The 24,057-nt window shown below is 65.2% G+C and carries 24 protein-coding genes; 9 read left to right on the plus strand and 15 right to left on the minus strand.

Going from position 1 to position 24,057, the window contains the following annotated elements; genetic code table 11:
- Window positions 1–12: 12 nt before the first annotated feature.
- The 5 genes from DPM12_RS01995 to DPM12_RS02015 all read right to left on the minus strand — a co-directional run bounded on the left by DPM12_RS01995 (window position 13) and on the right by DPM12_RS02015 (window position 5,452).
- Entirely contained in the window at window positions 13–831 is an 819-nt protein-coding gene (locus tag DPM12_RS01995; protein WP_211658227.1) for an ABC transporter ATP-binding protein, read from the minus strand.
- Window positions 815–1,702, minus strand: coding sequence for an ABC transporter permease (locus DPM12_RS02000; RefSeq protein ID WP_112256562.1), 888 nt, complete (start codon window positions 1,700–1,702; stop codon window positions 815–817). Before DPM12_RS02000 ends, DPM12_RS01995 begins: the two co-directional genes overlap by 17 nt.
- 210 nt (window positions 1,703–1,912) lie before the next feature.
- Entirely contained in the window at window positions 1,913–2,824 is a 912-nt protein-coding gene (locus DPM12_RS02005; protein WP_112256563.1) for an undecaprenyl-diphosphate phosphatase, read from the minus strand.
- Window positions 2,821–3,921, minus strand: a complete 1,101-nt coding sequence (locus tag DPM12_RS02010; protein ID WP_112256697.1) for a glycosyltransferase family 2 protein — start codon at window positions 3,919–3,921, stop codon at window positions 2,821–2,823. Before DPM12_RS02010 ends, DPM12_RS02005 begins: the two co-directional genes overlap by 4 nt.
- 139 nt (window positions 3,922–4,060) lie before the next feature.
- Window positions 4,061–5,452 (minus strand): LCP family protein, encoded by a 1,392-nt coding sequence (locus tag DPM12_RS02015; protein ID WP_158542672.1) that lies wholly within the window; start codon window positions 5,450–5,452, stop codon window positions 4,061–4,063.
- Between the two features lie 488 nt (window positions 5,453–5,940).
- On the opposite strand from DPM12_RS02015, the gene DPM12_RS02020 reads away from it, so the two are divergent.
- A complete protein-coding gene (locus DPM12_RS02020) occupies window positions 5,941–7,161 on the plus strand; it encodes an LCP family protein (RefSeq protein WP_112256565.1) in 1,221 nt (406 codons plus the stop codon).
- A gap of 26 nt (window positions 7,162–7,187) precedes the next feature.
- Here DPM12_RS02020 and DPM12_RS02025 read toward each other — a convergent pair whose 3' ends face one another.
- The 3 genes from DPM12_RS02025 to DPM12_RS02035 form a co-directional block, all read right to left on the minus strand.
- Entirely contained in the window at window positions 7,188–8,504 is a 1,317-nt protein-coding gene (locus DPM12_RS02025) for a UDP-glucose dehydrogenase family protein (RefSeq protein WP_112256698.1), read from the minus strand.
- A 123-nt stretch (window positions 8,505–8,627) separates the two neighbouring features.
- Window positions 8,628–8,906: an acylphosphatase gene (locus tag DPM12_RS02030; protein WP_112256566.1), complete on the minus strand. Its 279-nt coding sequence runs from the start codon at window positions 8,904–8,906 to the stop codon at window positions 8,628–8,630.
- Window positions 8,907–8,910: 4 nt separating this feature from the next.
- Window positions 8,911–9,960: a chymotrypsin family serine protease gene (locus DPM12_RS02035; RefSeq protein ID WP_112256567.1), complete on the minus strand. Its 1,050-nt coding sequence runs from the start codon at window positions 9,958–9,960 to the stop codon at window positions 8,911–8,913.
- Window positions 9,961–9,993: 33 nt separating this feature from the next.
- On the opposite strand from DPM12_RS02035, the gene DPM12_RS02040 reads away from it, so the two are divergent.
- The 5 genes from DPM12_RS02040 (at window position 9,994) to DPM12_RS02060 (ending at window position 13,732) form a co-directional block, all read left to right on the plus strand.
- On the plus strand, window positions 9,994–10,599 hold the full coding sequence (locus DPM12_RS02040) for a GNAT family N-acetyltransferase (RefSeq protein WP_123788348.1): 606 nt from the start codon (window positions 9,994–9,996) through the stop codon (window positions 10,597–10,599).
- Window positions 10,600–10,608: 9 nt separating this feature from the next.
- Window positions 10,609–11,772: an acyl-CoA dehydrogenase family protein gene (locus DPM12_RS02045; RefSeq protein WP_112256569.1), complete on the plus strand. Its 1,164-nt coding sequence runs from the start codon at window positions 10,609–10,611 to the stop codon at window positions 11,770–11,772.
- Window positions 11,773–11,798: 26 nt separating this feature from the next.
- Window positions 11,799–11,924: a hypothetical protein gene (locus DPM12_RS24045; protein WP_281269612.1), complete on the plus strand. Its 126-nt coding sequence runs from the start codon at window positions 11,799–11,801 to the stop codon at window positions 11,922–11,924.
- A gap of 214 nt (window positions 11,925–12,138) precedes the next feature.
- Window positions 12,139–12,861, plus strand: coding sequence for a hypothetical protein (locus DPM12_RS02055; protein ID WP_112256570.1), 723 nt, complete (start codon window positions 12,139–12,141; stop codon window positions 12,859–12,861).
- A gap of 106 nt (window positions 12,862–12,967) precedes the next feature.
- Window positions 12,968–13,732 carry a DUF3800 domain-containing protein gene (locus tag DPM12_RS02060; protein WP_211658230.1) on the plus strand — a complete coding sequence of 255 codons (765 nt, stop codon included), beginning with the start codon at window positions 12,968–12,970 and terminating at the stop codon, window positions 13,730–13,732.
- A 607-nt stretch (window positions 13,733–14,339) separates the two neighbouring features.
- Here DPM12_RS02060 and DPM12_RS02065 read toward each other — a convergent pair.
- On the minus strand, window positions 14,340–15,662 hold the full coding sequence (locus DPM12_RS02065) for a glycosyltransferase (RefSeq protein ID WP_123788347.1): 1,323 nt from the start codon (window positions 15,660–15,662) through the stop codon (window positions 14,340–14,342).
- Window positions 15,643–15,807: a hypothetical protein gene (locus tag DPM12_RS23010; RefSeq protein ID WP_158542674.1), complete on the minus strand. Its 165-nt coding sequence runs from the start codon at window positions 15,805–15,807 to the stop codon at window positions 15,643–15,645. The genes DPM12_RS02065 and DPM12_RS23010 overlap by 20 nt, the downstream gene beginning before the upstream one ends.
- 178 nt (window positions 15,808–15,985) lie before the next feature.
- Here DPM12_RS23010 and DPM12_RS24210 point away from each other — a divergent pair, with 178 nt between their 5' ends.
- Window positions 15,986–16,243: a helix-turn-helix domain-containing protein gene (locus DPM12_RS24210; RefSeq protein WP_112256572.1), complete on the plus strand. Its 258-nt coding sequence runs from the start codon at window positions 15,986–15,988 to the stop codon at window positions 16,241–16,243.
- On the opposite strand, the gene DPM12_RS23015 is transcribed toward DPM12_RS24210, so the two are convergent.
- The 3 genes from DPM12_RS23015 to DPM12_RS02085 form a co-directional block, all read right to left on the minus strand.
- Window positions 16,212–16,364, minus strand: a complete 153-nt coding sequence (locus DPM12_RS23015) for a hypothetical protein (RefSeq protein WP_158542676.1) — start codon at window positions 16,362–16,364, stop codon at window positions 16,212–16,214. The genes DPM12_RS24210 and DPM12_RS23015 overlap by 32 nt on opposite strands.
- 849 nt (window positions 16,365–17,213) lie before the next feature.
- On the minus strand, window positions 17,214–18,149 hold the full coding sequence (locus DPM12_RS02080; RefSeq protein WP_112256699.1) for a hypothetical protein: 936 nt from the start codon (window positions 18,147–18,149) through the stop codon (window positions 17,214–17,216).
- A gap of 5 nt (window positions 18,150–18,154) precedes the next feature.
- Window positions 18,155–20,410: a terpene synthase family protein gene (locus DPM12_RS02085; RefSeq protein WP_112256574.1), complete on the minus strand. Its 2,256-nt coding sequence runs from the start codon at window positions 20,408–20,410 to the stop codon at window positions 18,155–18,157.
- A 517-nt stretch (window positions 20,411–20,927) separates the two neighbouring features.
- On the opposite strand from DPM12_RS02085, the gene DPM12_RS23020 reads away from it, so the two are divergent.
- Together DPM12_RS23020 and DPM12_RS02090 are read left to right on the plus strand one after the other, a co-directional pair.
- A complete protein-coding gene (locus DPM12_RS23020) occupies window positions 20,928–21,092 on the plus strand; it encodes a hypothetical protein (RefSeq protein ID WP_158542678.1) in 165 nt (54 codons plus the stop codon).
- A 250-nt stretch (window positions 21,093–21,342) separates the two neighbouring features.
- Window positions 21,343–21,588, plus strand: coding sequence for a GntR family transcriptional regulator (locus DPM12_RS02090; RefSeq protein ID WP_112256575.1), 246 nt, complete (start codon window positions 21,343–21,345; stop codon window positions 21,586–21,588).
- Between the two features lie 20 nt (window positions 21,589–21,608).
- On the opposite strand, the gene DPM12_RS02095 is transcribed toward DPM12_RS02090, so the two are convergent.
- Window positions 21,609–22,571 (minus strand): hypothetical protein, encoded by a 963-nt coding sequence (locus DPM12_RS02095; RefSeq protein WP_123788345.1) that lies wholly within the window; start codon window positions 22,569–22,571, stop codon window positions 21,609–21,611.
- 129 nt (window positions 22,572–22,700) lie between these two features.
- Window positions 22,701–23,945: an RNA polymerase sigma factor gene (locus tag DPM12_RS02100; protein WP_112256700.1), complete on the minus strand. Its 1,245-nt coding sequence runs from the start codon at window positions 23,943–23,945 to the stop codon at window positions 22,701–22,703.
- Between the last annotated feature and the right edge of the window lie 112 nt (window positions 23,946–24,057).

The raw sequence follows: 24,057 nt of genomic DNA on the forward strand, positions 1-24,057 counted from the left end.
AGCCGATCACGGCTACATGTCTTCGAGCGAAAAGGCGTCTTCACCAACTTCGAGAAACTTCGAGTACGCCGCGATCACCTCGGAGGGCTCACCGTGCATCATGACCTGACCCTTGTTCAGCCAGATGCATTCGTTACATAGCTTCTTGACGCTACGCATGGAATGACTGACCAGGAACATCGTTCCGGCGTTCTCCGCGACCTCGCGCATCTTGCGCGCGGCCTTCTGCTTGAATTTCGCGTCCCCGGTCGACAGCGCCTCGTCGATGAGCAGGATGTCCGGGTTCAGATGCACGGCGACGGAGAACGCTAGCCGGCTGTACATGCCGGAAGAGTACGTCTTCATCGGCATGTCGATGAACTCACCCAGCTCGGCGAACTCCGTGATCTCGTCGTAGCGTTCTTCCAGCTCCTTGCGGGTCATTCCGGCGGCCAGCCCGCCCAGAATGACGTTCTCCCGACCGGAAAGCTTGCGGTTGAAACCCACGCCGAGAGCGAGCAAGGTGCTAACCCTGCCGTGCACCTCGATCCGTCCCTTGCTGGGAGGCAAGATGCCGGCGATCGCCCGCATGAGCGTGGATTTGCCCGCGCCGTTGGCCCCGATGATTCCGATGCTGGTGCCGTGCTCCACCTCGAACGAGATGTCACGCAGCGCCTCGACCTCGTGGACCTCGCGCTTTCCCCGCCCCATGCGGCGCAAGGCGGACTTGAACGTCGGCACCTTTTCGAACGTCGTCCGGTAGGAAATGGAAACGTCCTGGACACGCACTGCCGGATCGGCAGTCTGCGTCGTGGCAGTGCTCACTTCGGTGGCCTCAGAGACGGACGGCAAATTCGCGCTCCCTTGACATGAAGAACAACGTGCCGAGGATCAAGATCACGATCGACCAGATTCCTCCAGCGATCCACCACGCCAGCGGAGGGATCTCGCCGTGCACCAGCAGGCTGCTCCATCCCCCCAGCATGGAGTACAGCGGATTGAGATGCATGATCCAGTGGGGGATTCCCAGGTTGTCGAGGTGCGCCAGCGGCATGTCTGGATACCACAGGATCGGCGACAGGTACAGCCACGCCCGCATCATGTACTGCAGGAAGTTCCCGATGTCACGGAAGTAGACCTGCATCGCGGCGAAGATCATCGCCGTGCCGGACGCGAACAGGATCAACATCAGGAAGAACACCGGGGCGAACACCGCCTGCCAGTGCAGCGGGCGCCCGAAACTCAGCATCAGGACAAAGAAGATCACCAGCGTCGGCAGGAACTTGAAGAAGGCCGTGCGGACCTCGGCCAGCGGAAGCAGCAGCCGCGGGAACGACATGTTCAGCAACAGCTTGCCCCCGCCGACGACGCTGGACGCGCCCTGCCGCACACATCCGGCGTGGAAGTAGTACGCGAACAGCGCGGAGCACAGATACACGAAGCGCTCCACGTTCTCCTCGAACGGATCGCCCGCCCCTCGGATGATCATCACGAGCAGGAAGTAGACGCACGCCAGCAGCAGCGGGTTCAGGACCAGCCAGATCTGGCCGAAGAACGTGTTCACGTTGTCCGCGCGGATGCTGGCGCGTGACATCTCGACCGCGAACGGCCGGCGCTGCCACAACGCCTTGAAGTACGCCCGCAACCTCGGTAGGCCGTTGCGGTGCGGCTCGTAGACGTGCACCGACGAGGTGAAGTCCTCATCGAGCCGAGTCGCGTTCATCTCCCTGTATGCCCCTTCGCCTCGAGGCGGCCATCCGGCGCCACTCCGGCCCTTGCCGGTGTCGCCGCCGTCACCGTCGTTCTCGAATAGCTGTCGTTTCCGAGTCTGGACAAGCGTAGACGACCGGGCACCCGTGTCGCCCACACGCATGCGCCGATCTCGGCCACCGTCCGCACGCCGTCGAGAGTCCGCACCATCGAGTACCCAACGCTAGAGATGAACCGGCTGCACGACCAAGATGGCGATGGCCAGCGCAACCACGTACACGGAGAAGAAACGGAATCGGGCCTGGTAGAGCAACTTCAACACGGCGAGCAGAGCGCCGGCGCCCACGATCGCCGCGACGACGAAGCCCACGGCGTAGGCAGAGAAACCGATGGCCAATGTCACATCCGGCTCACCGAGCACGTCAAGGGCCTGCACCGCGACCGCTGACAAGATCGTCGGGATGGCAATGAAGAAACTGTACTCCGCCGCCAGCTTGCGGTGCAGTCCCAGCAGCAACGCCATCGCGATGGTCAACCCGCTTCGGCTCAGGCCCGGCAGCAGCGCCGCCGCCTGGGCAACGCCGATCCCGACAGCGACCCAGACCGTGAGATGGCGCGCATCGCGCCACTGCGGGCCGGTCGTGTCCGTCCACCACAGGATTGCCCCGGTGATGAACAGCGCCCCGGCGATCGCCGCCGGATTGGCGAACTGTTCCGTGCCGACGGCCCGGACGATGAGCCCCAGAACGCCGGTCACGGCAACGGTGACGACTCCCAGCCAGGCCATGCGCAAATAGTGCAGTTCGCCGAGCTTGCGGCGGCGGCCGTCGTCGTGCTGCACACCCCGACGATGCGCACCGCGTGGCGGCCGGGCGAGGGCGTAGCGCACGTCGCCGAGGATGCCGGCGATCAGCCTGCCCAGGCTCCCCCGCATCACCAGGATGATCGACACCAGCGTGCCGACGTGCACGACGATGTCGAACAGGATCATCTCCGGCGAATCCGGCTCGGGCATGCCCGAACCCCGGTCGAGTAGCCAGTGCTGGGTGAGTGCCAGGTGACTGGTCGAGCTCACCGGGATGAACATGAACAGGCCCTGGACGATTCCGAGCAGGCCCGCTTCCAAGAGCGTCATGGGCGACCACTCCGGGTGTGCATGCGCGGACCCATGAGGAAGCCTGCCCCCCAGCTGAGGTGGATCGTGGCGAGAACGGCCGGAAGCCACGCCCGGGCACGGCCGGGCAGCCTGCGGCCCACCACCAATCCCGCGGCCACCACGCCAGCCACGTAGCCGGCCGGCAAAATCCATCCCAGGGCGAGCCAGCTCCACGCACCGAGAAGTGCGGCAACACCCGCGGCGGTGCCGCTAGCCACGGCAACCGCCAACACGGGCGGCGCCAGGTAGCGCGCAGTGGCCGTATCGGGGTACTTGCGCACCACCTCGCGCCTCCACTGTCCGGTGCGCAGGAACTGGCGCGCGAGGGCGCGAAGGCTGGAACGCGGCCGGTAGCTCACCTTCAGATCGGGTGTGAACCACACCTGCTCGCCCGCGGCCCGGATCCGGTAGTTGAGCTCCCAGTCCTGCGCGCGGATGAAGTGTTCGTCGTACCCGCCAAGCCGGTCGAGCACATCACGCCGGAACGCGCCAAGGTAGACGGTGTCCGCCGGACCGGGCGGCCCGCCGACATGGAAACGTCCCCCGCCGAGACCGAGCTTGGAACAGTACGCGAAGGCGACGGCACGCTCGAAACCGGTCGTCCCTTCGGCATGCATGATGCCCCCGACGTTGGCCGCTCCGGTCTCCTCGAGCACCTCGACGGAGCGCCGCACGTAGCCGTCGCTGAGAATGCCGTGGCCGTCAACCCGCACGACGATGCCGTGGCGGGCGGCGGAGATGGCCATGTTGAGACCCGCCGGTGTCGTGCCTCCCGGATTCTCCACCAGGCGTACGCGGGTGTCCTCGGCCGCGAGACGCCGCGCGATCTCGGCTGTCCGATCGTCGGACGGCCCGACCGCCACCACCAGTTCGAGTTCGCCCGGATACTCCTGAGCGAGTACGCCAGCCACGGCCTCGGCCAGGTGCCGCTCCTCGTTGCGCACCGGCATGATCACCGACACGCCCGGCCACTCGGATGTGGGCTCGCTGCCTCCGGTCACGCTCGCGTCCAGGTCCGGGTCCTGGGCGAGCGCGTGCGTATCGGAAGGCAGCTCGTGCCGAAGGGAATCGTCCATGTCCGCGAGCAGATTACCTGCCACGGTATTCCGCCCGTCGACGGGCCTCCCGGATCGATCTTCACACGGGTGATCGGTGCGCCGCTCCGCGAGGTTGTCCCGAGGCGAGACCTGCCCGGGGCGCCACGAGCATCACCGATCAGCCGAACGAGCATGCCGAGGAGATTCCCACCGGCTCGCCGTTCTCCATCGCCTGGCCAGGATCGTGGTTCTCGCCACCGTCATCGGACTCATCCGCTGCTCCTTCAGCCGGCGATTCCTCGCCGTCACCTTCGCCATCCGCGTCGGTGTCACCGGACGTCTCGGCGGCCTCGCTGGATTCCGGGCCGTCCGGGGGTTCGCCACCGGCGACGTCCCGGTTGCCATGCAACAGCTCGGAGGTCTCCTCGGCGATGAGGTCGAAGTCCGGGTCCGCGGGAACGATCAACGGAGGCACGAACTGCAACGACGCGACGTCGTGGTCCTTGGCTTCGAGCGCCAGGTCGACAAGGTTGCTCAGGTCTTCTCGGGGGATGTCGGTGGTGACCATCTCGGCCGAGGCATCGGCAAGTTCGACAAAGTTCGTGAGCACCGTACGCGGATCCGCCTGGTCGAGGAACGCGCCGAGGACGCACATTTGCCGCGCCATACGGTCGTAGTCGGACGTACTCTCGCGCGAGCGGGCGTACCACAGGGCATGGTATCCGTCCAGAGTCTGCACGCCGGGTTCGAGTACCCGCCCCTGCTCTCCGATCGGCAACTCTTCGTGCACGTCGATGGTCAGGCCGCCGAGGGCGTCGACGAGGTCACGGAAGCCCTGCAGGTCGATTGCCGCGTAGTAATGAATGTCGATGCCCAGGCTGCCTTGCACCGCCTGCTTGACCGCCGTGGCTCCCGGCGATGATCCGTCGAAGAGCTCCGGGTTCTCCGTCCCGTAGGTCCAGGTGGCATTCAGAAGGTAATCGGAGCGATCACCCTCACCGGAGAATCCCCTCGGGAACTCCTCGGCGGCGGGGGTGCCGGAGGCGAAGCGCGCCTTCTCAAGGTTACGGGGCAGGCTGATCAGAGCGGGTTCGCCGGTGAGAACGTCGACAGAGACCACATGGATGCTGTCCGGCCGGCCACCGTACCGGTTGTCGCCAGAATCCATGCCCAGGAGCAGCATGTTCAGTCTGCCGTCACTGGCCGCCGCGACGTCTCCCGAGGGGAACATCCGCACCACGAGATCATGAGCCGCCTCGGCATATCGAGCCGCCACCACGAACGGCGTGGTCACGATGATCGCCAGACCTAGCGTGGCACCAACCATGATCAAGCGGTGCTTGCGGTTCAGCCCCGGTGGGTTGCCGAGCCGCCAGGCGTCGATGAGAATCGCGACCCACGCGAGAGCGAAGCCGAACGCGAGGATCTGGAACGACGTCAGCAGCCACGGATGTACCGCGAGCCTGGCCAGATCGTTCATCGAGATGCGCCACGTGACCAGCAGGCCGACGAACACCAGTCCGGCCCAGACCAACAAGGCGATCTTGCCGGTTTTTCGGTGGCCTCTCATGAACTGCGCGCTGCCCGGCGCGACCACCGACATCGCCATCAATGTAAGCGAGCGCCGGAACCTCGTGGCCTCGGCACGCTGTTCTTTCTCAGCCGCGCGGCTCGCGCGCGAGCGTCCTGGAGCACGTTGTGCATGCGACCTGCCGTGCCGGTGGGACGCGCCCCCCGGTGGCCGTGCCGTCGGCGTCATCTCGCATCCTCCCATGGGAGCATGTCACGCCGACGCCCCCGTAGCGCCGACATGGCCAGTATCGAGCTGCGGGTCATCGTGCTGTCGACGACGCGCCGGACCGAACTGGCGTACCTGCTGTCACATCAGTCACACACTACGAGCCAGGCACCAGGCACGGGAAATACCTTTTACTCCGTGAGTGACTCCTTGCGAACTATAGCGTCACTGCAACGCCCGTCCTGCTCACACAGCACGGCGTGTCACTGCTAGCGTCACGTCTATCCCTATTTGCCAGCGGACGAGGTACGGTTCAGAACGTGACCGAGCACCACCCCGAGGGAAACGCAGGGCACGACGCGCCACACGCCGGCCCGCCCAAGGTGACGAGCTACACGTCGGGCAACGTCCCAGGTGTGTCCTATAAGGGCGGCTATGCTCACAGCCCCGACGACGAGGACGAGGGAGCAGAGCCCGTGCCCGCAGCATCTCCGCAACCGCCGCACGGTGGTACTCGCCAGATGGCGGCGGAGCGGCCGGCAACGCAGGCGCCACCTCGCGAGCGTGAACCGCGAGCGCGCCGAACCGAGAAGCGACCGAAGAAGCGCCGCTCCGGGCTCGCCCGATTCTTCCGTTTCTTACTGATCTTCGTGCTCATCATCGCCGTCGCGCTTGGCGGGCTCGTGTGGTGGATCTGGAGTCGCATCGACAAGGTCGAAGCCGTCCCGGACGATCATGGCGCCGCGACATCCGACGGTCACGTATTCCTCCTCGTCGGCTCGGACCGCAGGGAGGACCTCGACGACGGTGGTGACGAGACCGGCACGAGTGGTGGCGATCGGGCCGACACGATCATGCTCGTCCACAATCCGTCCGACGGCCGCCCCGCACTCATCAGCGTCCCCCGGGATTCAACGGTCGACATTCCCGGTCACGGTTCGGGAAGGATCAACGCCGCCTTCTCCCAAGGGGGCCCGGCACTGCTCGTCGAAACCATCGAGGCGAACACCGAGGTCGCCATCGACGACTACGTCCAGATCGGATTCGGCGGATTCTCCGACATCGTCGACGCGCTCGGTGGCGTCGAGATGTGTCTCGACGAAGCGATCCAGGACGAGAAGGCCAAGCTGGACCTTCCGGCCGGATGCCAGGAACTGGGTGGAGACGACGCCCTCGGCTACGCGCGCGCCCGGTACTTCGATCCACGCGCCGATCTCGGCCGGGTGGAGCGGCAACGGGAGCTGATCTCCGCCATCTCTGACAAGGCGTTCTCGCCGGGCACGCTGCTGAACCCGATCGAGTTCACGCGCACGGCACTCGCCGGAGGCGACGCTCTGGTGATCGACGACGGCACGCAACCGTGGGACATGTTCACGTTCGTCCAAGCCATGGGAAGCATCTCTTCCGGCTCCGGCGACACGCTGACGGTGCCGCTGGGACGCGTCGGAAACACGGTCGACTGGGATCCGGAGGCAGCCGGCGAGTTGTGGAGTTCCCTGCAAGACGGGACCGAAGTTCCGCGCCATCTCCTTGAGGACTGACCGCGAGCGCGAAGCGCGCCCGCGATTCAGCGGCGACCGAGACCACGGTAGGTCCATCCGGCCGCGCGCCAGGCGTTGCCGTCCAGGCAGTTGCGGCCATCGACGACGACGCGGGCCGCCACGACGTCTCCCAGTTCGGCAGGGTCGAGCTCGCGAAACTCGGGCCACTCAGTCAGCAACAAGACGACGTGCGCGCCCGTGCACGCGTCCACCACAGAATCCGCATACTCCAACGTCGGGTAGATGACGCGGGCCTTCTCCATCGCCTGCGGGTCGAACACGGCGACATCGGCGCCCTGCAAGTGCAGCTGACCGGCGATCGTCAATGCCGGAGAGTCCCGCACGTCGTCCGAGTGTGGCTTGAACGCCGCGCCGAGCACCGCAACCCTCCGCCCGATCATGGAGCCGCCGGCGAGACGCTGCGCCAGCTCCACCACCCGCTCGCGCTGGCGCAGGTTGATCGCATCGACCTCACCCAGCAACGTCAGCGCATCGGCAACGCCCAGCTCGCCCGCCCGCGCCATGAAGGCACGCAGATCCTTGGGAAGACATCCGCCGCCGAACCCGACACCGGCGTTGAGGAATTTGCGGCCGATCCGGTCGTCGTACCCGAGGGCGTCGGCGAGGCTGGTGATGTCGGCGCCGCTCACCTCGGCCACCTCGGCGATCGCGTTGATGAATGAGATCTTCGTCGCCAGGAAGGCGTTCGCCGACACCTTGACCAGTTCGGATGTGGCGAGATCGGTGACGACGACGGGGGTTCCGCCAGCGATTGCCGTCCCGTAGAGCTCCCGCAGAATCTTTTCCGCACGCTCCGAGTTCACTCCGAAGACGAGACGGTCCGGGCGTAGCGTGTCCTCGATGGCCCGGCCCTCGCGCAAGAATTCCGGATTCCACGCGAGCTCCGCGTCGGCCCCCGCCGGTGCACGCCTGGCGAGCTTGTCGCTGAGCTGGTGCGCCGTCCCGACGGGAACGGTGGATTTGCCCACCACCAAGCTCGGCCGGTCCAGAAGAGGTGCCAGACTATCGATGGCGGCATGGATGTCGGTCAGGTCTGCCCCGAGACCGTCGGACAGCTGCGGTGTACCGACGCAGACGAAATGAACATCGGCACCGGCGGCATCCTCGACATCGGACGAGAACCGCAGCGATCCGGACCGGAGATGCCGCATCAGCAATTCGTCCAAGCCCGGCTCGAAGATGGGGGCAGAGCCAGCCGAAAGCGCGGCAATCTTGTCCGCATCCGGGTCGATACCTACCACCGAATAGCCGAGCTCGGCCATACCCGCTGCGTGCACGCTACCGAGATAGCCGGTGCCGATCACCGATACACGCATGCGCAGTACCATCCCTCCGTCGTGCCGTCACGTGAGCTGGCGCACCTCACATGAGTTGGCGCACGCCAGCTCACGAGATGACCTTAACGCCCGGTGAAGCGGCGAGTTCCTCGCGACACGTCGAGCTGATCAGCTGATCCGGAAGCCGTCGTTGCCCTCGACCGGCTCCTCGGTGACGTCCACCCGCTCCACCTTCGCTGCCGGAGGCCCCTCGTGCGCCCACGCCACCATCGCTTCGACGCCCTCGGGTGGGCCCTCGAACACCGCCTCCACACTGCCGTCAGGCACGTTACGCACCCAGCCACTGACCTGGTTCCGGGCGGCTTCCCGGCGGCACGTGTCGCGAAAGAACACGCCCTGTACGCGGCCGTGAGCCACCACCCGCCGACGGATGACCGAAGCACTCATGCCCCTATCCTCCTGATGCCGCCTCCGGCACACCACCACCCTGCGAGCCGCTCGCCAGCCGCACCCCGAGCTCGTCGAGCACCGCTCCGAAGGGATTGCAGTAGGTGAGCCCGGTGCCCGCCGGGCCGCCACGCTCACTTCCGGCGAACAGCAGCCCCACCGCTTCCTGGCGATCCTCCCGGTAGACCACGGAGCCACTGTCCCCGCCCGAGGAGAACGCGCCGTCGGCGCCGCCAGACACCTCGATCTGGCCGTGGAATTCCACCGGGCCGCCGGGAAACTCGACAACCAGGCCGTCGACCTCGAATGCGCTGACATCTCCCCGGGTGATCCCCGTCGTCCGGCCCACCTTGGCCACTTCGATCCCCTCGTGCACGTCGCTCCACCCCGCGAGAACGCCGATGGGATGGGCGACATCGGTCTCGATGGCGCCGTCCAGCCGCGCGGTGGCCGCGTCGACCAGGTTGCTGGCGTCCCGCTGAAGCGTCACCATCCGATCAAGGACGCCGATCCGATCTCCCGGATCCACGCCACCGTCTGCTGGGCCGGGCTGGAGGACGGCGTCGCCTGGTATGCCCCGATCAGAATCGGCGAGAACGTGGTTGTTCGACAGGACGTGCAGCCGGCCGTCGCGGTCGGAGCCACCGTCGCTGCCCGGATCGCCGCCGTTCCCGGTGCCATCGCTCTCCCAGCCACCCCCGCCGTCGTCGGGAATGACGAAGGCTCCGATGGTGCCCGCCGTGACCTCGCCATGGGCGACCGACAGGCCGGGACGCACCGGGCGTACGCGCTTTTGCAGATCGGCTGGATTCCAGGAGAGCGGGCTGATCATGCCCACCTCGCGGAGGTCGGACTCCTCCGGCGCGGGGGCACCCATTCGTGCCAGCACCCGGCGTATCCGATCCACATCACCGGAACAGCGCACCGCGAGCCCATACCCGCCCTCGGGAAGTGGCCAGATGCCTGCGGCGACGACTCCGGGTTCAGCGACGATTTCCGCTCGGACTTCGCGCAATAGCGCGTTCTTGAACTGGCGGGCCGCCTCGATGTGCATGTGATCAGCGTACGTTGCTCTAAGATCAATCACGTGCAACATGCGACGGCAGGAGATCTTCCCGCGATCCGCTCGATCCTCGCGCGCGCCTACACGTCCGATCCCCTCATGCGATGGATCTTCCCCGACGACGAGCACCGGCTGGAGTCCACTGCCGCGTGGCTGGGTGTGCTGGCCGAGCGATACTTCGCCACCGGCAGCATCACGACAGACGGGGCACCGACCCCACACGCCGTCGCCGTGTGGCAACTGCCCGGAGGGTCGGCACCGCCCGACGGGAGCCTGCCGACCGCCGGCGGTCTACTCGCAGCCCTCATCGGGACGGAACGTGCGGGAGCCGTCGGCAACGGCCTGCGCGCGATCCAATCGGTCACGCCGAGCCATCCATTCGCCTATCTGCAATTCCTCGCCGTGCATCCGGACTGGCAGCGCCGCGGGCACGGAACGGCCCTGTTACGCGCTGGCCTCGATGAGGCGCGCCGACGCGGACTACCCGTCCAGCTGGAGACGACCAATCCCGAGAACGTGCCCTTCTACCGGGCACACGGGTTCGAGGTCACCAGCACCCTCGACCTCCCGCCCGACGGCCCCACATTGTGGGCGATGTCTCACTATCCTGGCGATACTACCAACCAGTAACATGTGGTCATGAGCGCCGACTTCGATCTCTACCAGCTCTCCGAGGAGCACGAGGCCATCCGGGACGCGGTCCGCGACGTCTGCACCAAGGAAGTCGCGCCGCACGCCGCCGATGTCGACGAATCGGCGCGCTTTCCCCGGGAGGCCTATGACGCGCTGCGGGCCACCGACTTCCACGCGCCGCATATCCCGGAGAAATACGGCGGCGCCGGCGCCGACGCCCTGGCGACCTGCATCGTCGTCGAGGAAATCGCCCGCGCCTGCGCGTCCAGCTCGCTCATACCGGCGGTGAACAAGCTCGGCACCATGCCGCTACTGCTTGCCGGATCGGACGAGCTCCAGGAACGCTACCTCCGGCCCGTCGCCCGCGGCGACGCCATGTTCTCCTACGGGCTCTCCGAACGCGAGGCCGGCTCGGACACGGCATCGATGAAGACCCGGGCGGTACGAGACGGCGACGGCTGGGTGTTGTCCGGCCAGAAGTCCTGGATCACCAACGCCGGTGTCTCCACGCACTACACCGTGATGGCTGTCACCGACCCCGACGCCGGCACGGGAGGTGTCAGTGCGTTCGTCGTCGAGGAGGGAGACGAGGGATTCTCGGTCGGCGCCCTGGAACGCAAGCTCGGCATCAAGGGCTCGCCTACCCGCGAGCTGCTTTTCGACAACTGCCGCATCCCGGCTGACCGGTTGGTCGGCGACGAAGGACACGGGTTGCGGATCGCACTGCGGACGCTGGACCACACGCGTATCACGATCGGCGCGCAGGCGGTGGGGATCGCCGACGGCGCGCTGGCCGCCGCCACCGCCTATGTGCAGGAACGGCAGCAATTCGGCAGGCCGGTATCGGACTTTCAAGGGGTGCAGTTCATGCTGGCCGACATGGCCATGAAGGTCGAGGCCGCCCGCCACATGGTGTATCGAGCGGCGGCTGCCAGCGAACGCGACGAATCACGGCTGTCTTTCCTGGGCGCCGCCGCCAAGTGTTTCGCCTCCGATGTCGCCATGGAAGTCACCACGAACGCCGTGCAGCTCTTCGGCGGTTACGGCTACACCCGGGACTATCCCGTCGAGCGCATGATGCGCGATGCGAAGATCACCCAGATCTACGAGGGCACCAACCAGATCCAGCGCCTGGTGATGGCCCGCCAACTGCTGAAGAGCTACGCATAGGCAGATCAGAGGCAGTTGCGGTCGTCATGACCGCGGATGCCGTCGGGAACGCCGTCACCGTCATCACGCACCCTGCTCCGTGGGATTTGAACGCCGGGACCGCACGCGGCTTGAACATCCTGGCATCGATCGCCTTGCGTGCCCGCTCGTGACTCGACCTCTGCATGTGCGCGTAGACCCGCAACGTGCGCAGGTCAGGAGAGCAGTGCCCGGCCGAAGCAGCCGACGAGGACACCGACGTCTTGCTCTGCATCAAACACCTACACCGAGCGTATGCGCTGGTCACGGCACGGTTGAAGCTCGCCCGTACGGCCACAAGGGCCTGACGAGCCAGACGATAACTGCCACCAGAAAGGGAACAGCAATATGACCAGCACCATCACACCGGCGGCGAATCACGTCGCTTACATCGCCGGGCACGGCCCGTTCGGCTGCGGCATCGATCTGCGGCGCAGAGCTTACGATCTGCCGGAAGAGTGTTCAGCCCACGGCGTGGAGACCGTGACCATCTACGACATCGATGATCGGCCGTGCGTCTGCTCGTGCTCTACCGATATCCGCCCGACCATAGCCGATCTGTGCCGAGAAAGCATCAACTCTTCGCTCTGCTCGGACTGCCACGACCTGCTCCTTGAGTACCGAACCAACGTGGTCCATCGCGATCACTGGCGCGTTCTGGCCGAGCCCGAGAGAGGCGGGCCCGGCTACACACAGAGAGAGGATCTCGCACCATGTGGGAGCGACACTCTCAAGAGCACGTTTGACGGCAAGGCCGTTGACGTCACCAGAGTCACCAGCAGCCCCGAGGAGCGCCTCGAGATAATCGAGATCGTGTCGACGGCGGTCCAAGCTCAACCTCAGTCTGGACCGCTCGGCGCCTGTCCTGCACGCCTACCGATCAGGAATCGTCGACCACCCGTTCAGGTGCGAGAGACCGAAGCCGAGCACGCATGGGGTCAGTGGATCAAGAGCCTCTACAATGCGGTCACCGAGACGAACATCGACGCGGACTTCGTCGTCGAGCCGCCCGGGGAACTGACGCTCCGAGGCGCAGTTCATGTTGCCGTAGTGGACGATCTACCATTCTGAACTCCACGATTCCCCTGCCGAGCACGGAACGGCCGGGGCATCGTCGTGCTACACGCGTGCTTCGTGCATGATGGACTTGGCTGATCAAGGAGGCTAACCTTCACCGGTGGCCGACGTCTACATGTATGCCGATGAGACGGGCAACCTCGACTATGAGGGCGGCTCCGACAAGCAAGGTGCCAGTACATATTTCGGCTTCGGTACGGCGGTGTTCCATGGAGAGCACGGCGAAGAGCTGTGGCAGGGCCAACAATTGAGGGCAGACCTCGCCCATCACGGACTCCAGTTGCCGCGAGGGTTTCATGCCGTAAATGACACCACACGGACGCGCAACCAGATGTTCGGCCTTATCAAGAATCAAGCGCCACGGTTCGACATGACCTTCTTGTGCAAGTCGAACGCCTACTCAAGCGTCAGGCGCCAGGGTGAGATGTACCTGTACAAGATGGCCTGGTTCCTGCACTTTAAGGAGATAGCCACGCAGGTCGCTGCGCGAGACGACACGCTCTACGCGATCGTGAGTTCGCTGGGAACCAACGCCAGAGCGACAGCAGCGAAGACGGCGATCGAAGATGTGTGTGGCCAGGTGAATCGCGAGATCGTGCTCTGCGTGTGGGACTGTTCGACTGCATGGGGACTTCAGGTCGCCGACTATGGACTGTGGGCTGCCCAACGCGTCCTCGAAGGCAAGAGGTGTACCTGGTATGAGCCGTGCGTAAGACCCACGCTCAAATCCTTCTTTACCCCATGGGGCCAGTCTTCGGCGCAAATGTGCCGGCTATCCCCGAAGGGAAGAGACCCCCTGGGTCTCTTGTCACCGGCACTTCTAGTACACCGCATAAATAGATCAAGGGCAAGAGCGGCACGGTAACGATAATTCACCTATATCCCTACTGAAAAAGTAGGATATTTCTTGTGCGTGTTGCCCAGCAGACGCGGTCCCACCAGGTCTCGACAACCTGTGTCCAGCCTCGCTCCTCGCGCAGCGCCACAAGCCAATCGTCGCGGCGCACCCCAGCGCGCCCAGGTCTTGCGCATCTGTTCCTCCCTGAACATGTTGACCACGTCAGACAGAGGGAGGGCGGTCACATGCCCGAGCATGAAGGCCACCGCCGCGGTAGCCGGGAGTGGCGTACCGTTCCGTTGCCGTCGAACTGAGACTCGGAGATCCGCCCCACCAACCTGGCGCGTGACGGGTAGCGCTGTACGTGGATCGAGGGTGCGCGTGACGGTGGATGGCCCCTTGACGAGCAGGGCCCCGGCCGGAGAACACCCCTACCGAGTAGATGACCCCCTGCGCTGCGTGGCCCACGCCGCCGATGTGGACAATGCTGGCCCGGCCGGAGACCACAGACCGGAGACATTGCGGACGCTGCGTGCGGGCGGTTCTCACGATCTCGGTCGGGGCGCGTCGCGTCGTAGCAGGTCATAGCCGCATGGCCCCTCCCTCTCGGGTGCACGGCGCATCGATGTGACGTCTACGCGAGTATTGAGATACGCCCACCCCGGTAGCGACCAGCTGGCCGGAGGCGATACCGGCCAGCCGTTCGTGTGGCTCCGCGCGTGCCCCAGGTGGCGGTCCGTGTGTGTCCGAGCAGGGTACGGAACAGGGCTTTGATCATCGCCGGGCGCAACACGAGGAGATGTACGCATAGCAGCACTGGCGTTCCGACAGCCCAGTTCACCAGCCGTTCGCGCACCGGCATATGTGGGCGACCCACGAGATATTTGATGTTGACGAGCCACAGGATGGACAGCCAGTAGGCGAGTACTTGGCCGGCGAAGCCGAGGCCGAGGAGCGGTGACACGATGAGCGTCCAGATCAGCGTCGCCGGAACGATAATGTACAGGACTGTCAGGTAACTGGTCCACAGCATAGCGATCAACGGAAGGTGGGCGATCTCCCAGAAGAAGTACCGCCAGTGTGAGGTCGACCAGCGTACCCGCTGGCGGAACAGCTTCTTGATCTTGTCTGGCATGTCGGTGTGAACGACGGCGTCGGCCACCGAGACCACCTTGCCGCGCAGCATCGCGTAGTGAGTAAGCCGTCGGTCGTCTCCGGCCATCCAGGTTGAGCTGGTGTAGTCGTCGAGGTTGTTGAGTACGACGTCGGCCCGGTACATCGATAGCGCACCGGAGCATGTGGTCAGGCTTCCCAGGCGGGATCGTGCGGCGCGGTAGGTGAGGCAGATCGAGGCGATTTCCAGATCGATGATTCGCGGCAGCCACGTCGACCGGTTGCGGGTAAGCGGCAGTCCGGTGGCGGCTTGCACGTCCCCGTCAGACATTGCCTGGAGCAAGCGTTGGACGGCGAATCGGTCGACCGTGCAGTCGGAGTCGACGGTGAGTACGAAGTCGACCGCGGTGGCGTTGCGGAGTGCGTGGGCCTGGGCTCGGCGCTTGCCGGCGTTTAGCTGCCGGTACCAGAACACCCGGGGATGCTCGAAGCTGGGAATGGGTTCGTCGGAGCCGTCGTCGACGACGTGGATCTCGTCGGGTGGGCGTGTACTGGCGAGCAATGAGCGGATGGTCCCGTGCAGCGCGTCGGCATCCTCGTTGAACGCTGGGATGACGGCGACAACCTTCCCAGCGGCCATAGGACGAGTCGCGAAACGCCGGCTGGGAACTGCCACCGAGAACACGACCACGATCAAGACGAACGCCGGAAACACGGCGGTGAGGTCAAGACTCTGCCCGAGATGGATCCGATGCGTGCCAGCCCACGTGGCAACGGCGAGCGCCGCGAGGACGCCCGCCGCTGCCATCGCGCGTTGGCTTCGATCAACCGCGTGCCGAGGCACGACGGCTCCTCGTGGCCAGGCGGAACGTGAACAGCCCGGCGAGCATCGCCGACACCGCCAGTGTGATCACTGTCGGTAGGCCGATCGTATGCCCGCCAAGCAGCAACGCGCCAGAACCTGTAGCAGCAAGGCCATCATCGTACATAGTGGATCCCCTCTTTCTGAGCCCTTGGCGGCTCGGGCCGTGCCCCGCAAGCCCGCCGGGAGGTGCGGGACGCGACTCTGGTCGCCAAGGGACCGGATGCACCTTATGCGATTTTCGTCATGACGTAAATCGTCATGATCCTTTTGGTATTACAGAGTTTGTCGTCTTAGCTGGTCACGTGGCTACACGAGACCGTCCGGAATATGACAGATTGCTTACCGCCATCCGCGACATACGCCACGAACGCGGCCTGACCCAGCGAGAGGTAGCCAACCGTCTCGGCACGTACCAAGAATGGATAAATCGGTCTGAAACCGGCGAGCGGCGCCTCGACGCCGTCGAGCTGTACGACATCGCCCGTGCCCTTGACGTCGACCTCGCCGAGATCTTGCGCCGCGCCGGTCTCATCGGTCGCCACCGTCAACATCCCGGCTGAGTTCTTCGACCCGGCGCCGCAGATCCCGCAGCGCCGCCAGCGCCCCGTTTAGATGCTCGATCGCGTCGTCCAGCTCACCCACCACCGGACGCCACCGCTCGCTCACGTCATGCCGTTCCACAAACTCACCCCCGATTGCTGGAGTTTGCGCCAAACCCCGGACACAACCCCCATTTACGACCGGCACGGCCCTAGGTCCCGGTGGTCAGATACTTGTCGGATCGTGAGCTTACGGGCGGTGCGCTGACCGCCGGCAATGGCCCAGACGCACACCGTGTAGGCGGGACCGTCGGGTAGCTGAATCTCGCCGACCACGGCGCTGTGTGGGCCAGAATGGCCGGCCCATGGACACGCCCTAGCCGCGACCAGGTGCCCACCGTCCTCGTCTTCGGTCGGCGCCTGCGTGCACCAGTCCGGGCACGGCCCCATGTACGGGTCCCGGTCGAGACGGTCCAGCCATGGGCTACTCTGCACCACCCTGCGGCGCGATGCGATCCCGCAGCACGTGCCCGAGCGCGATCCAGCCTTCATGATCAGTGGCCAGCGTGGGTCCGAAGTTGAGAGCCACCGACTGGCGCCCGGTGAGGACGTCGCGCTCGGGCTCGATGACGACTTCGATGTGCTGGCGCTCGTCGAAGCAGACGGCGACGAGAGCCGCATGCTCTCTGCTCCGTTACTGCTCCGTGAGACAGCCGACAAGGGCCATCAACCAACAACGACAGTAAACGGCTTATGTGCTGGTCAGAACGACATCTCGGAGAATCGGTGCAGGTGGCGATCGCCATTCCGTAGATCACCCAGATCTACGAGGGCACCAACCAGATCCAGCGCCTCGTCATGGCGAGACAACTACTCAAGGGCAACGCCCGACCAGTTCAGGAGCTCCGCATGTGCGGGAGGCCACGATCGTCGTGGCACGGGGTGGACGGCGACGGGACAGCCAAGAGCGGCCAGATCACGCTGCGCTCGATCATGTGCCCAGGGGAATGTTGTCGAGGACGCCGAGAGCATCGGGCACCAGGACGTCGAGAGAGTAGTAGGCACTGATCAGGTAGTGGATGACGCCGTGGTGGTCGATACCCATGAACCGCACGTTCAGGCTGGGCTCCCATTCATCAGGCAGTCCGGTCTGATGCAGACCGATGACCCCCTGATCTTCCTCACCGGTGCGAAGAACGATCACGGAGGTGCTGCGCCGCTCAGTGATAGGAATCTTCGAGCACGGAAACACGGGCACGCCACGCCATGCCGGGACCCGGTCACCGTCGACGTCCACGAACTCCACGGTGAGTCCGCGCCGGGTGCATTCCTGACCGAGCGCGACGATCGCCTTCGGATGCGCCAACAGCATGTGGGGGTTGCGGCGCCGGCCGAGAAGCTCGTCCAGATCGTCGAGGAGGGTAGTGCCGTCATGGGCGGCCAGACGATGTTCTGGGGTGGCAACGTGAAGCAGCCCGATGTCGCCGTTGTTGACCATCTCGTATTCCTGACGTTCTCGTAGCGCCTGGATGATCAGCAAGATCTGCTGCTCGATCTGGTTGTACGGGCCGTTGTAGAGATCGGCGATCCGCGAGGGAACACGCAGGATGGTCTGCGCCGCGTGCAGATCGTGCTCGGGCGGATCGGGATCGTAGTCGACGAACGCGGCGGGCGTCGGCGCGCCGTCGAGTTGCCCGGCCACGATGTCGATGTCGATCTCGCGACCATCGGGGGCGGTGACAGTCTGATTGCGGCGGTAGGTGCCACCGGTGGCCTCGACCCAGGGCAAGCGTCGCAACAGCCATCGCGATGTGATGCTGGGCATGTACGGCGCGGACTTGGTGGTGGTGGCCAGCGTCCGGGCCGCGTCCGGGCTCAGGCCGCTCGGGGCGTGGCCATCACCAGTAACGGCGTCCGTAGAGAGCAGATCGGTCACGACGACCCTCCTTCGGTGTGGGCGGTAGCGAGGCGGTGCCCGCCTCCGGGCGGGCGAACGTGGGCGGCGGCGGTGCCGAGGCCAGCCGGCCGACTCAACCGCTGGCGGCGCAGGTGCCCGCCGCGAGCGTGGACGGCATCGGGCCAATATCGGTTACAGGTGACGTGCCAATGATGGATACCCGTCATCCAGTTCTGCAGGTCCGTCACCAGTTGGGCGAGCCCATCCCGCGCCTCGGAATCGAGGTGGAGCCGGTGGACCAGGGCGGGAAGATCGTGGTTCACGATGTGCCGGAACTGACGCAGCCGGGCCCGCATGAGCTCTGCGGTAGCTTCCATAGCCCGAGGGGTGTCGCAGTCGAGGAACCGCTGGATCACCAGCACCCCGTTGAGCGTCTCGCCTTCCACGTGGAGCTCCTTGTCATAGGAGCAGAGGTCGTTCAGCAGACAGGCATAGTCCTGCGCGGCTATTTCCAGCTCCCGGACGACGCCGCTGTGATACACGTCGTCCGGGATGCGCGTTCCGAGGTCGATCCGGGACAGGGTCATCGTCATGTCAGCCCCGAAGGTGAGGCGGCGCATTTCCATGTAGTCGACAGGGTCCGGAACCTGTCCCGTGCTGTTGTGCATGAACTCCCACAGGTGGCTGTCCAGCCAGCGCACCACGGCCTGGCGGAAACGTTGCCGATCGGGCGTGGGCATGTCGACGATGGCGCGGGCCCAGGTGTCGGCCAGGCCGCGTTCCGCCGGGTTGGTGCACGCCGGGACCTGACCGCCATCCAGCGGCATGAACTGGTACAGCCGATCGAGAAACGCCCGAGCTGCGGGCTCGTCTCGGGGATGGCGGAACATCGACGGAAAGCCATCGTCGATCCACGTGGGCCAGATCAGCCATTCGGTGGACAGCTCCAACTGCTCCGCGGACGCGGATGGATGCATCGCCGCCGCGCAGAGCGCGAAATCGAAGCCGCGCAGCGCATCCTCGGTCCAGATGTCGCTGCCGGCGACACCCGGCACCGGATCCAGCAAGCCCAGCCGCCGTGCCCAGCTCAGGGACGCGTCACGAGCATGATCCAGGTGAGGGTTGGTGTGCAGCGCGAAGGGCAACGGCGGCAACGATGGCATAGCCCCATATACACGCGCGGTCCGTCCAGGGCGCCGACGTGGGTGGGGTGCTGTCGGCGGAGGGAGCAGCCGCGCGGCAGCCGTGCCGTATCCGGCATGGACGCCGATCGCCGCTTGTGGCGGCGGCAGGTGACGGGTCGCGGCATTCATGTAGCGCGACGAGCGACGATGCCATTCGTGGCCTCCTGATTGCCAGTCCCGCAACGCCTGGACATACCGGTGAACACGCTCCCGCTCGGCAGGCAGCAATTCGTCATGCTGCCGCATCAACGCGGGCAGCTCCGAGGCGACAGTCTGCTCGAACAGCTGCATGCGCGAGGTGAGCAGATCGTTGACGAGATCGGCCGCCTGTTGTGGATCACAGTCGAAGAACTGCTGGGTGACCCACACGCAATTGTTTAACTCGCCTTCTTGGTCGAGTTCACGCTGATAAGAAAACAGATCGTTGCGCAGGTGCACGCCGTCAGCGAAGGTGTCGGTGATCACGCGCAGCGGACGCGACGCGGCGAGCGCGGGTGGCAGTTCGGCGTTCGCAGCGTGTTCGGCCAGCGCGGCTGACCAGGGGGCGCCACCGACCTTGCGGCGCAGCTCGATGTACTCCAGTGGGTTCGGAGTACGCTGCTGCGCTCGATTGGCCAGTTCGGTCAGGGATTCGTCCAACAACTCCCGGGTGGTCTGCGCGAACCGTTCCCGCCACCGTCGTGACGTGCCGGGAACGGTTCGAGTCCACAGATCTGCCAGACCACGCTCGACACTGGTGTGCGCCACAGCAGCCGGCCGGCCATCCAGGGGCATGAACGCGGACAGCCGCGCCAGATGGTCAGCCGCACCCGCCATGTCGCCCGTGTGCTTGAACGCGGCCAGGAAATAGTCATCGAAGTAGAACACCCACACGTACCAATCCGTGACCAGTTCGAGTTCCGGACCGCTCGCGTCGGGATGGGCATACGCGCACAGCAGCGGGTAATCGTGCGAGTCGAGATCGTGCTGAGTCCAGATGGCCCCGGGACTTCCAATCATGCCCATGTCGTGCGCCCATTCGATGCTGTGCTGCCGCGCTGCAGCCAGATGCGGATTTAGCCGAGCGATGTAGGGCATGTGGAATTCCGGCAGCGAATATGGTGGCATACTGCACACTCTCCCTGATGAACGGTGCACGATCTCGACGGTTATCGACATCAGAGGTGGATACCGCACCGTGTTACGAAAATGTGCTTCCTGGCCATGCCGGCCTGGCAGGAACGCAGGTCACAAGGGAAGTTATTTGCTATCTTTCCGCAGTCACGAATTCAGTATCGACCAGATTATCCATTTGGCGCGGGTAACGATGCGCCCTATTTCTGCATACGACACCCTGCTGGCGAGAATTCATGGAACTCCTCAAATGAACCGCACATTCACCGATGGCCTGCACGTGCTCACGGCGCATCAACAATCTTACCGATCATCCGCACCTGACAAATCATGCGACGGGGAGCCCGTTTTCACCTGACACGCATCAGGACGCAAGTCAGACGACCGTCAATGGCTACGGCCGTCTAGGCCTGACGTGCTGTGATCTGGTGTACTGAAGATGCGCGTCGACCAACAGGCTGATCAGTGTCTTGACAGCTGGCCAGGTCAACGTCGTCGCACTATGGGGCCGGTGACCCCGGTACCCCACCGCGAGGACCAGTTGCGGATCCCGTTCGCCTGGCGCGGCGGTGAGATAGACCGAGATAACCATCTCGCCGGACTCGACGTCGCCGATGGCGCGGACGTGTCGGTGGCCAGCATGGTGATTCTGTGTACACCAGCGAGGACAGCCTGAGTACTCCTCGACAGTGTCGATGTCTCCGGTCACAACGCACTGCCTCTCATGATGATCGTGGCCACTGTGTAGCGGTGGTCTGACGCACGACTCTCACCTCCGCAGCAGGTGAGCCGACGGGCCCTGCCAGGCCATGATTGCCGGACAGGGCCCTTTCATCTGCCGTCAACCGTATGGGGCAAACGTCTAAGACGTCTAGAACGTAGCCCAAGTCCGCTACGGGCTGTATGTCCTCCTACGGTGAACGATCATGATCAACCCGTGGGACGCGACCCCGACGTATCTGCAGCTCGCCGCTGCCCTGCGTGCGCGCATCGAGTCCGGCGAGTACGGGCCCGGCGATCAGCTACCCAGCGAGTCCCAACTCGTCGGAGAGACCGGCCTGGCGCGCGAGACCGTACGCCGGGCGATCCGGGTACTACGCGAGGAGGGCCTGGTGATCACCTTGCCCGCCCGTGGCACATACGTACCCCCACAAGATCGGGAGGCTACGTGATGCGCGGCCCACGGCGGCCTTCACGAAAGGGGCACGTTTCCCCTCCTCACCTCACAGTCCTCGCCGGCTCCAACAACGCACTGGTGGTCGGCCAACGTGGCGAACGACTGACAGTAGCGCTCCCCCGACCGCACCGCTGCTCCCAGCGCGGCGCATCGAGATTCGACCGACTCCGGGAACGTGCCGTCCTCGTCCGGGCCACGCACGAGACGTTGAGCCACGAGCTCGTCGACCACGATCGGCCGCATGGCGAACACGAGCCCCGGATCACCTGGCACGTCGATCAGGTGCCCATACACCAGATCACCCTCGCTCCGGCCCACGAGCTCGCTCAGATGCCTGGCCACATACTCGCTCCCATCTGAGCGATCGCGTAGCCGCAGCTCGATACCGTCAACGCCCACGAGCTCGCACACCCTGCCCGGTGTTTCCGCCCATGTGCGGCCGTCGCCACTACGCTTGGCCAGAATGGGCGCACATTGGATCAGGAAGACCTCGATCATGAGCTCGTCGAATAACATGTAGCTCGCCGCCGCGGTAGGAATGGCCGATGTGCCAGCCACCCATCCGAGAGACTCGTGCCAGCACGCTCCGGTAACGCCCCCGGCAGCCGCCGCGATTTCGCGTTGCACCCGCGCCACCAACGGAATCGGCAGGCCGAGGATCCAGCGGCGAGCGGCTCCCATGGTGAACCGGGCCCAATGCCACGGCTCTGCTTGATCGCCGAGCTCGATCATCGCGATCAGATCGCCCTCCCATGGATCGACCGCGGGTCCCGACACCTCCTGAAGGCAGCGCAAGGCATGGCGCAGATCGCCACATTGCTCGGCGACCACGGCTTCCGACAGCAGAAGGTGGTCTCGCTCGGTGATTGCGGGTTCGGGCTCGCCAGGCGGACTCGCCACGCCCTGGCGCGTCTGGCGTGCATGTGCGGATCGCCGCTGCGCGCGACGTTTGCGGGAAAGGGAATTGGATTTCGACATGCACAGGATATTGCTATTAAACACCGGAAAACTGAAGCAAGCAGAGGCAAATTGTGGATAACCGATGTATCGTCACGAGCGGATGTGGACAGCCCCGTTCGGTCGCGCACCCCTCCGGCCCGCCTACTGCTATCGCCCGCTCGCTGCACGCTGGAGCAGGAGAGCACGCTCACGTTCGTTCTTCGTCAGCGATGCGGCGCGTTCGAACTCGCGCCGGGCCTCGTCGTAGCGTTCCATCCTGGCCAGCAGATCTCCGCGGACGCTCGGCAACAGGTGGTACTCCTTCAGGGCCGGATCCGCCTGCAAATCGTCGACGATCTCGAGCCCTGCCTCCGGGCCGAACGCCATCCCCAGCGCCACCGCACGGTTGAGTTCCACCACCGGCGACGGTGCGGCTTGCGACAGTGCCGCGTAGAGCGCGGCAATGCGTACCCAATCGGTCTCTTCCGGAACGAGAGCGCGCACGTGGCATGCCGCGATGGCCGCTTGCAGGGTATACGGGCCACGCTCGCCGCTCAGGTTCTCGGCTCGCTCCAGAGCCGACAGACCTCGCTGAACGAGAAGGTGATCCCATCGCGAGCGATCCTGATCGAGAAGGCGGATGGGCTCTCCCGACGGTCCGGTCCGGGCGCGCAGCCGCGACGCCTGCATTTCCATCAACGCCAGGAGCCCGTGCGCCTCGGGTTCGGCAGGGACGAGAGCGGTGAGGATCCGGCCCAGCCGCAACGCCTCCTCGCACAGCTCCGGGCGGATCCACTCCGCACCCGAGGTTGCGGAATAGCCCTCGTTGAAGATCAGGTAGATGACCTCGAACACCGACGACAGGCGAGCTGCGCGGCCCTCCTCAGGCGGGAGCTCGAACTGCACCTTCTCGGCCCTGAGCCTGCGCTTCGCCCGGACGATACGCTGCGCCACGGTCGCTTCCCGAACGAGATAGGAACGCGCGATCTCCGCCGTCGTCAGCCCTCCGATCAGGCGCAGCGTCAGCGCCACGCGTGCCTCGGGCGCCAGGACGGGGTGGCAGGCGATGAAGATCAACCGGAGGACGTCGTCATCGATGTCATTGTCCACTGCCGACACGAGCTCCTCGTCCGTGGTGGCTTGCTGGGCCTCGAGCTCGCGACCCAGCTCACCCACCTTCGTCTCGTGGCGTTCTCGGCGCCGAAAGTGATCGATCGCGCGACGCTTGCCCGTGGTGATGAGCCACGCACCCGGGTTGTCCGGAACTCCCGTCGTCGGCCACTGTTCCAACGCGGCCACCAGCGCGTCGTGCGCGAGGTCCTCGGCCAGGCCAACGTCGCGCACCATCCGCGCCAGCGTGGCGATCACCTTCGCCGATTCGATCCGCCAGATCGCCTCGACAGTCCGCTGCATGTCCGACTCCGGCACGAGCCCATCAGAGCAGGTTCGGCGACGGGCCACAAGGGAAACATCCACGGCGAGGACCGCGGCAGCCGCGCTATTCGGGTGACCGCGCGGCTGCCTG

This window comes from Phytoactinopolyspora halophila (genome assembly GCF_003287285.1).
Taxonomy (GTDB): domain Bacteria; phylum Actinomycetota; class Actinomycetes; order Jiangellales; family Jiangellaceae; genus Phytoactinopolyspora_A; species Phytoactinopolyspora_A halophila.

Excerpts from the sequence above, each read along its gene's own strand:
- DPM12_RS02000 (WP_112256562.1), bottom strand. The coding sequence starts at position 1,702 with ATGAACGCGACTCGGCTCGATGAGGACTTCACCTCGTCGGTGCACGTC.
- DPM12_RS02005 (WP_112256563.1), bottom strand. The coding sequence starts at position 2,824 with ATGACGCTCTTGGAAGCGGGCCTGCTCGGAATCGTCCAGGGCCTGTTC.
- DPM12_RS02010 (WP_112256697.1), bottom strand. The coding sequence starts at position 3,921 with ATGGACGATTCCCTTCGGCACGAGCTGCCTTCCGATACGCACGCGCTC.
- DPM12_RS02015 (WP_158542672.1), bottom strand. The coding sequence starts at position 5,452 with ATGAGAGGCCACCGAAAAACCGGCAAGATCGCCTTGTTGGTCTGGGCC.
- DPM12_RS02030 (WP_112256566.1), bottom strand. The coding sequence starts at position 8,906 with ATGAGTGCTTCGGTCATCCGTCGGCGGGTGGTGGCTCACGGCCGCGTA.
- DPM12_RS02035 (WP_112256567.1), bottom strand. The coding sequence starts at position 9,960 with ATGCACATCGAGGCGGCCCGCCAGTTCAAGAACGCGCTATTGCGCGAA.
- DPM12_RS02045 (WP_112256569.1), top strand. The coding sequence starts at position 10,609 with ATGAGCGCCGACTTCGATCTCTACCAGCTCTCCGAGGAGCACGAGGCC.
- DPM12_RS24045 (WP_281269612.1), top strand. The coding sequence starts at position 11,799 with ATGACCGCGGATGCCGTCGGGAACGCCGTCACCGTCATCACGCACCCT.
- DPM12_RS02055 (WP_112256570.1), top strand. The coding sequence starts at position 12,139 with ATGACCAGCACCATCACACCGGCGGCGAATCACGTCGCTTACATCGCC.
- DPM12_RS23010 (WP_158542674.1), bottom strand. The coding sequence starts at position 15,807 with ATGTACGATGATGGCCTTGCTGCTACAGGTTCTGGCGCGTTGCTGCTT.
- DPM12_RS02085 (WP_112256574.1), bottom strand. The coding sequence starts at position 20,410 with ATGCCACCATATTCGCTGCCGGAATTCCACATGCCCTACATCGCTCGG.
- DPM12_RS02090 (WP_112256575.1), top strand. The coding sequence starts at position 21,343 with ATGATCAACCCGTGGGACGCGACCCCGACGTATCTGCAGCTCGCCGCT.
- DPM12_RS02095 (WP_123788345.1), bottom strand. The coding sequence starts at position 22,571 with ATGTCGAAATCCAATTCCCTTTCCCGCAAACGTCGCGCGCAGCGGCGA.
- DPM12_RS02100 (WP_112256700.1), bottom strand. The coding sequence starts at position 23,945 with ATGCAGCGGACTGTCGAGGCGATCTGGCGGATCGAATCGGCGAAGGTG.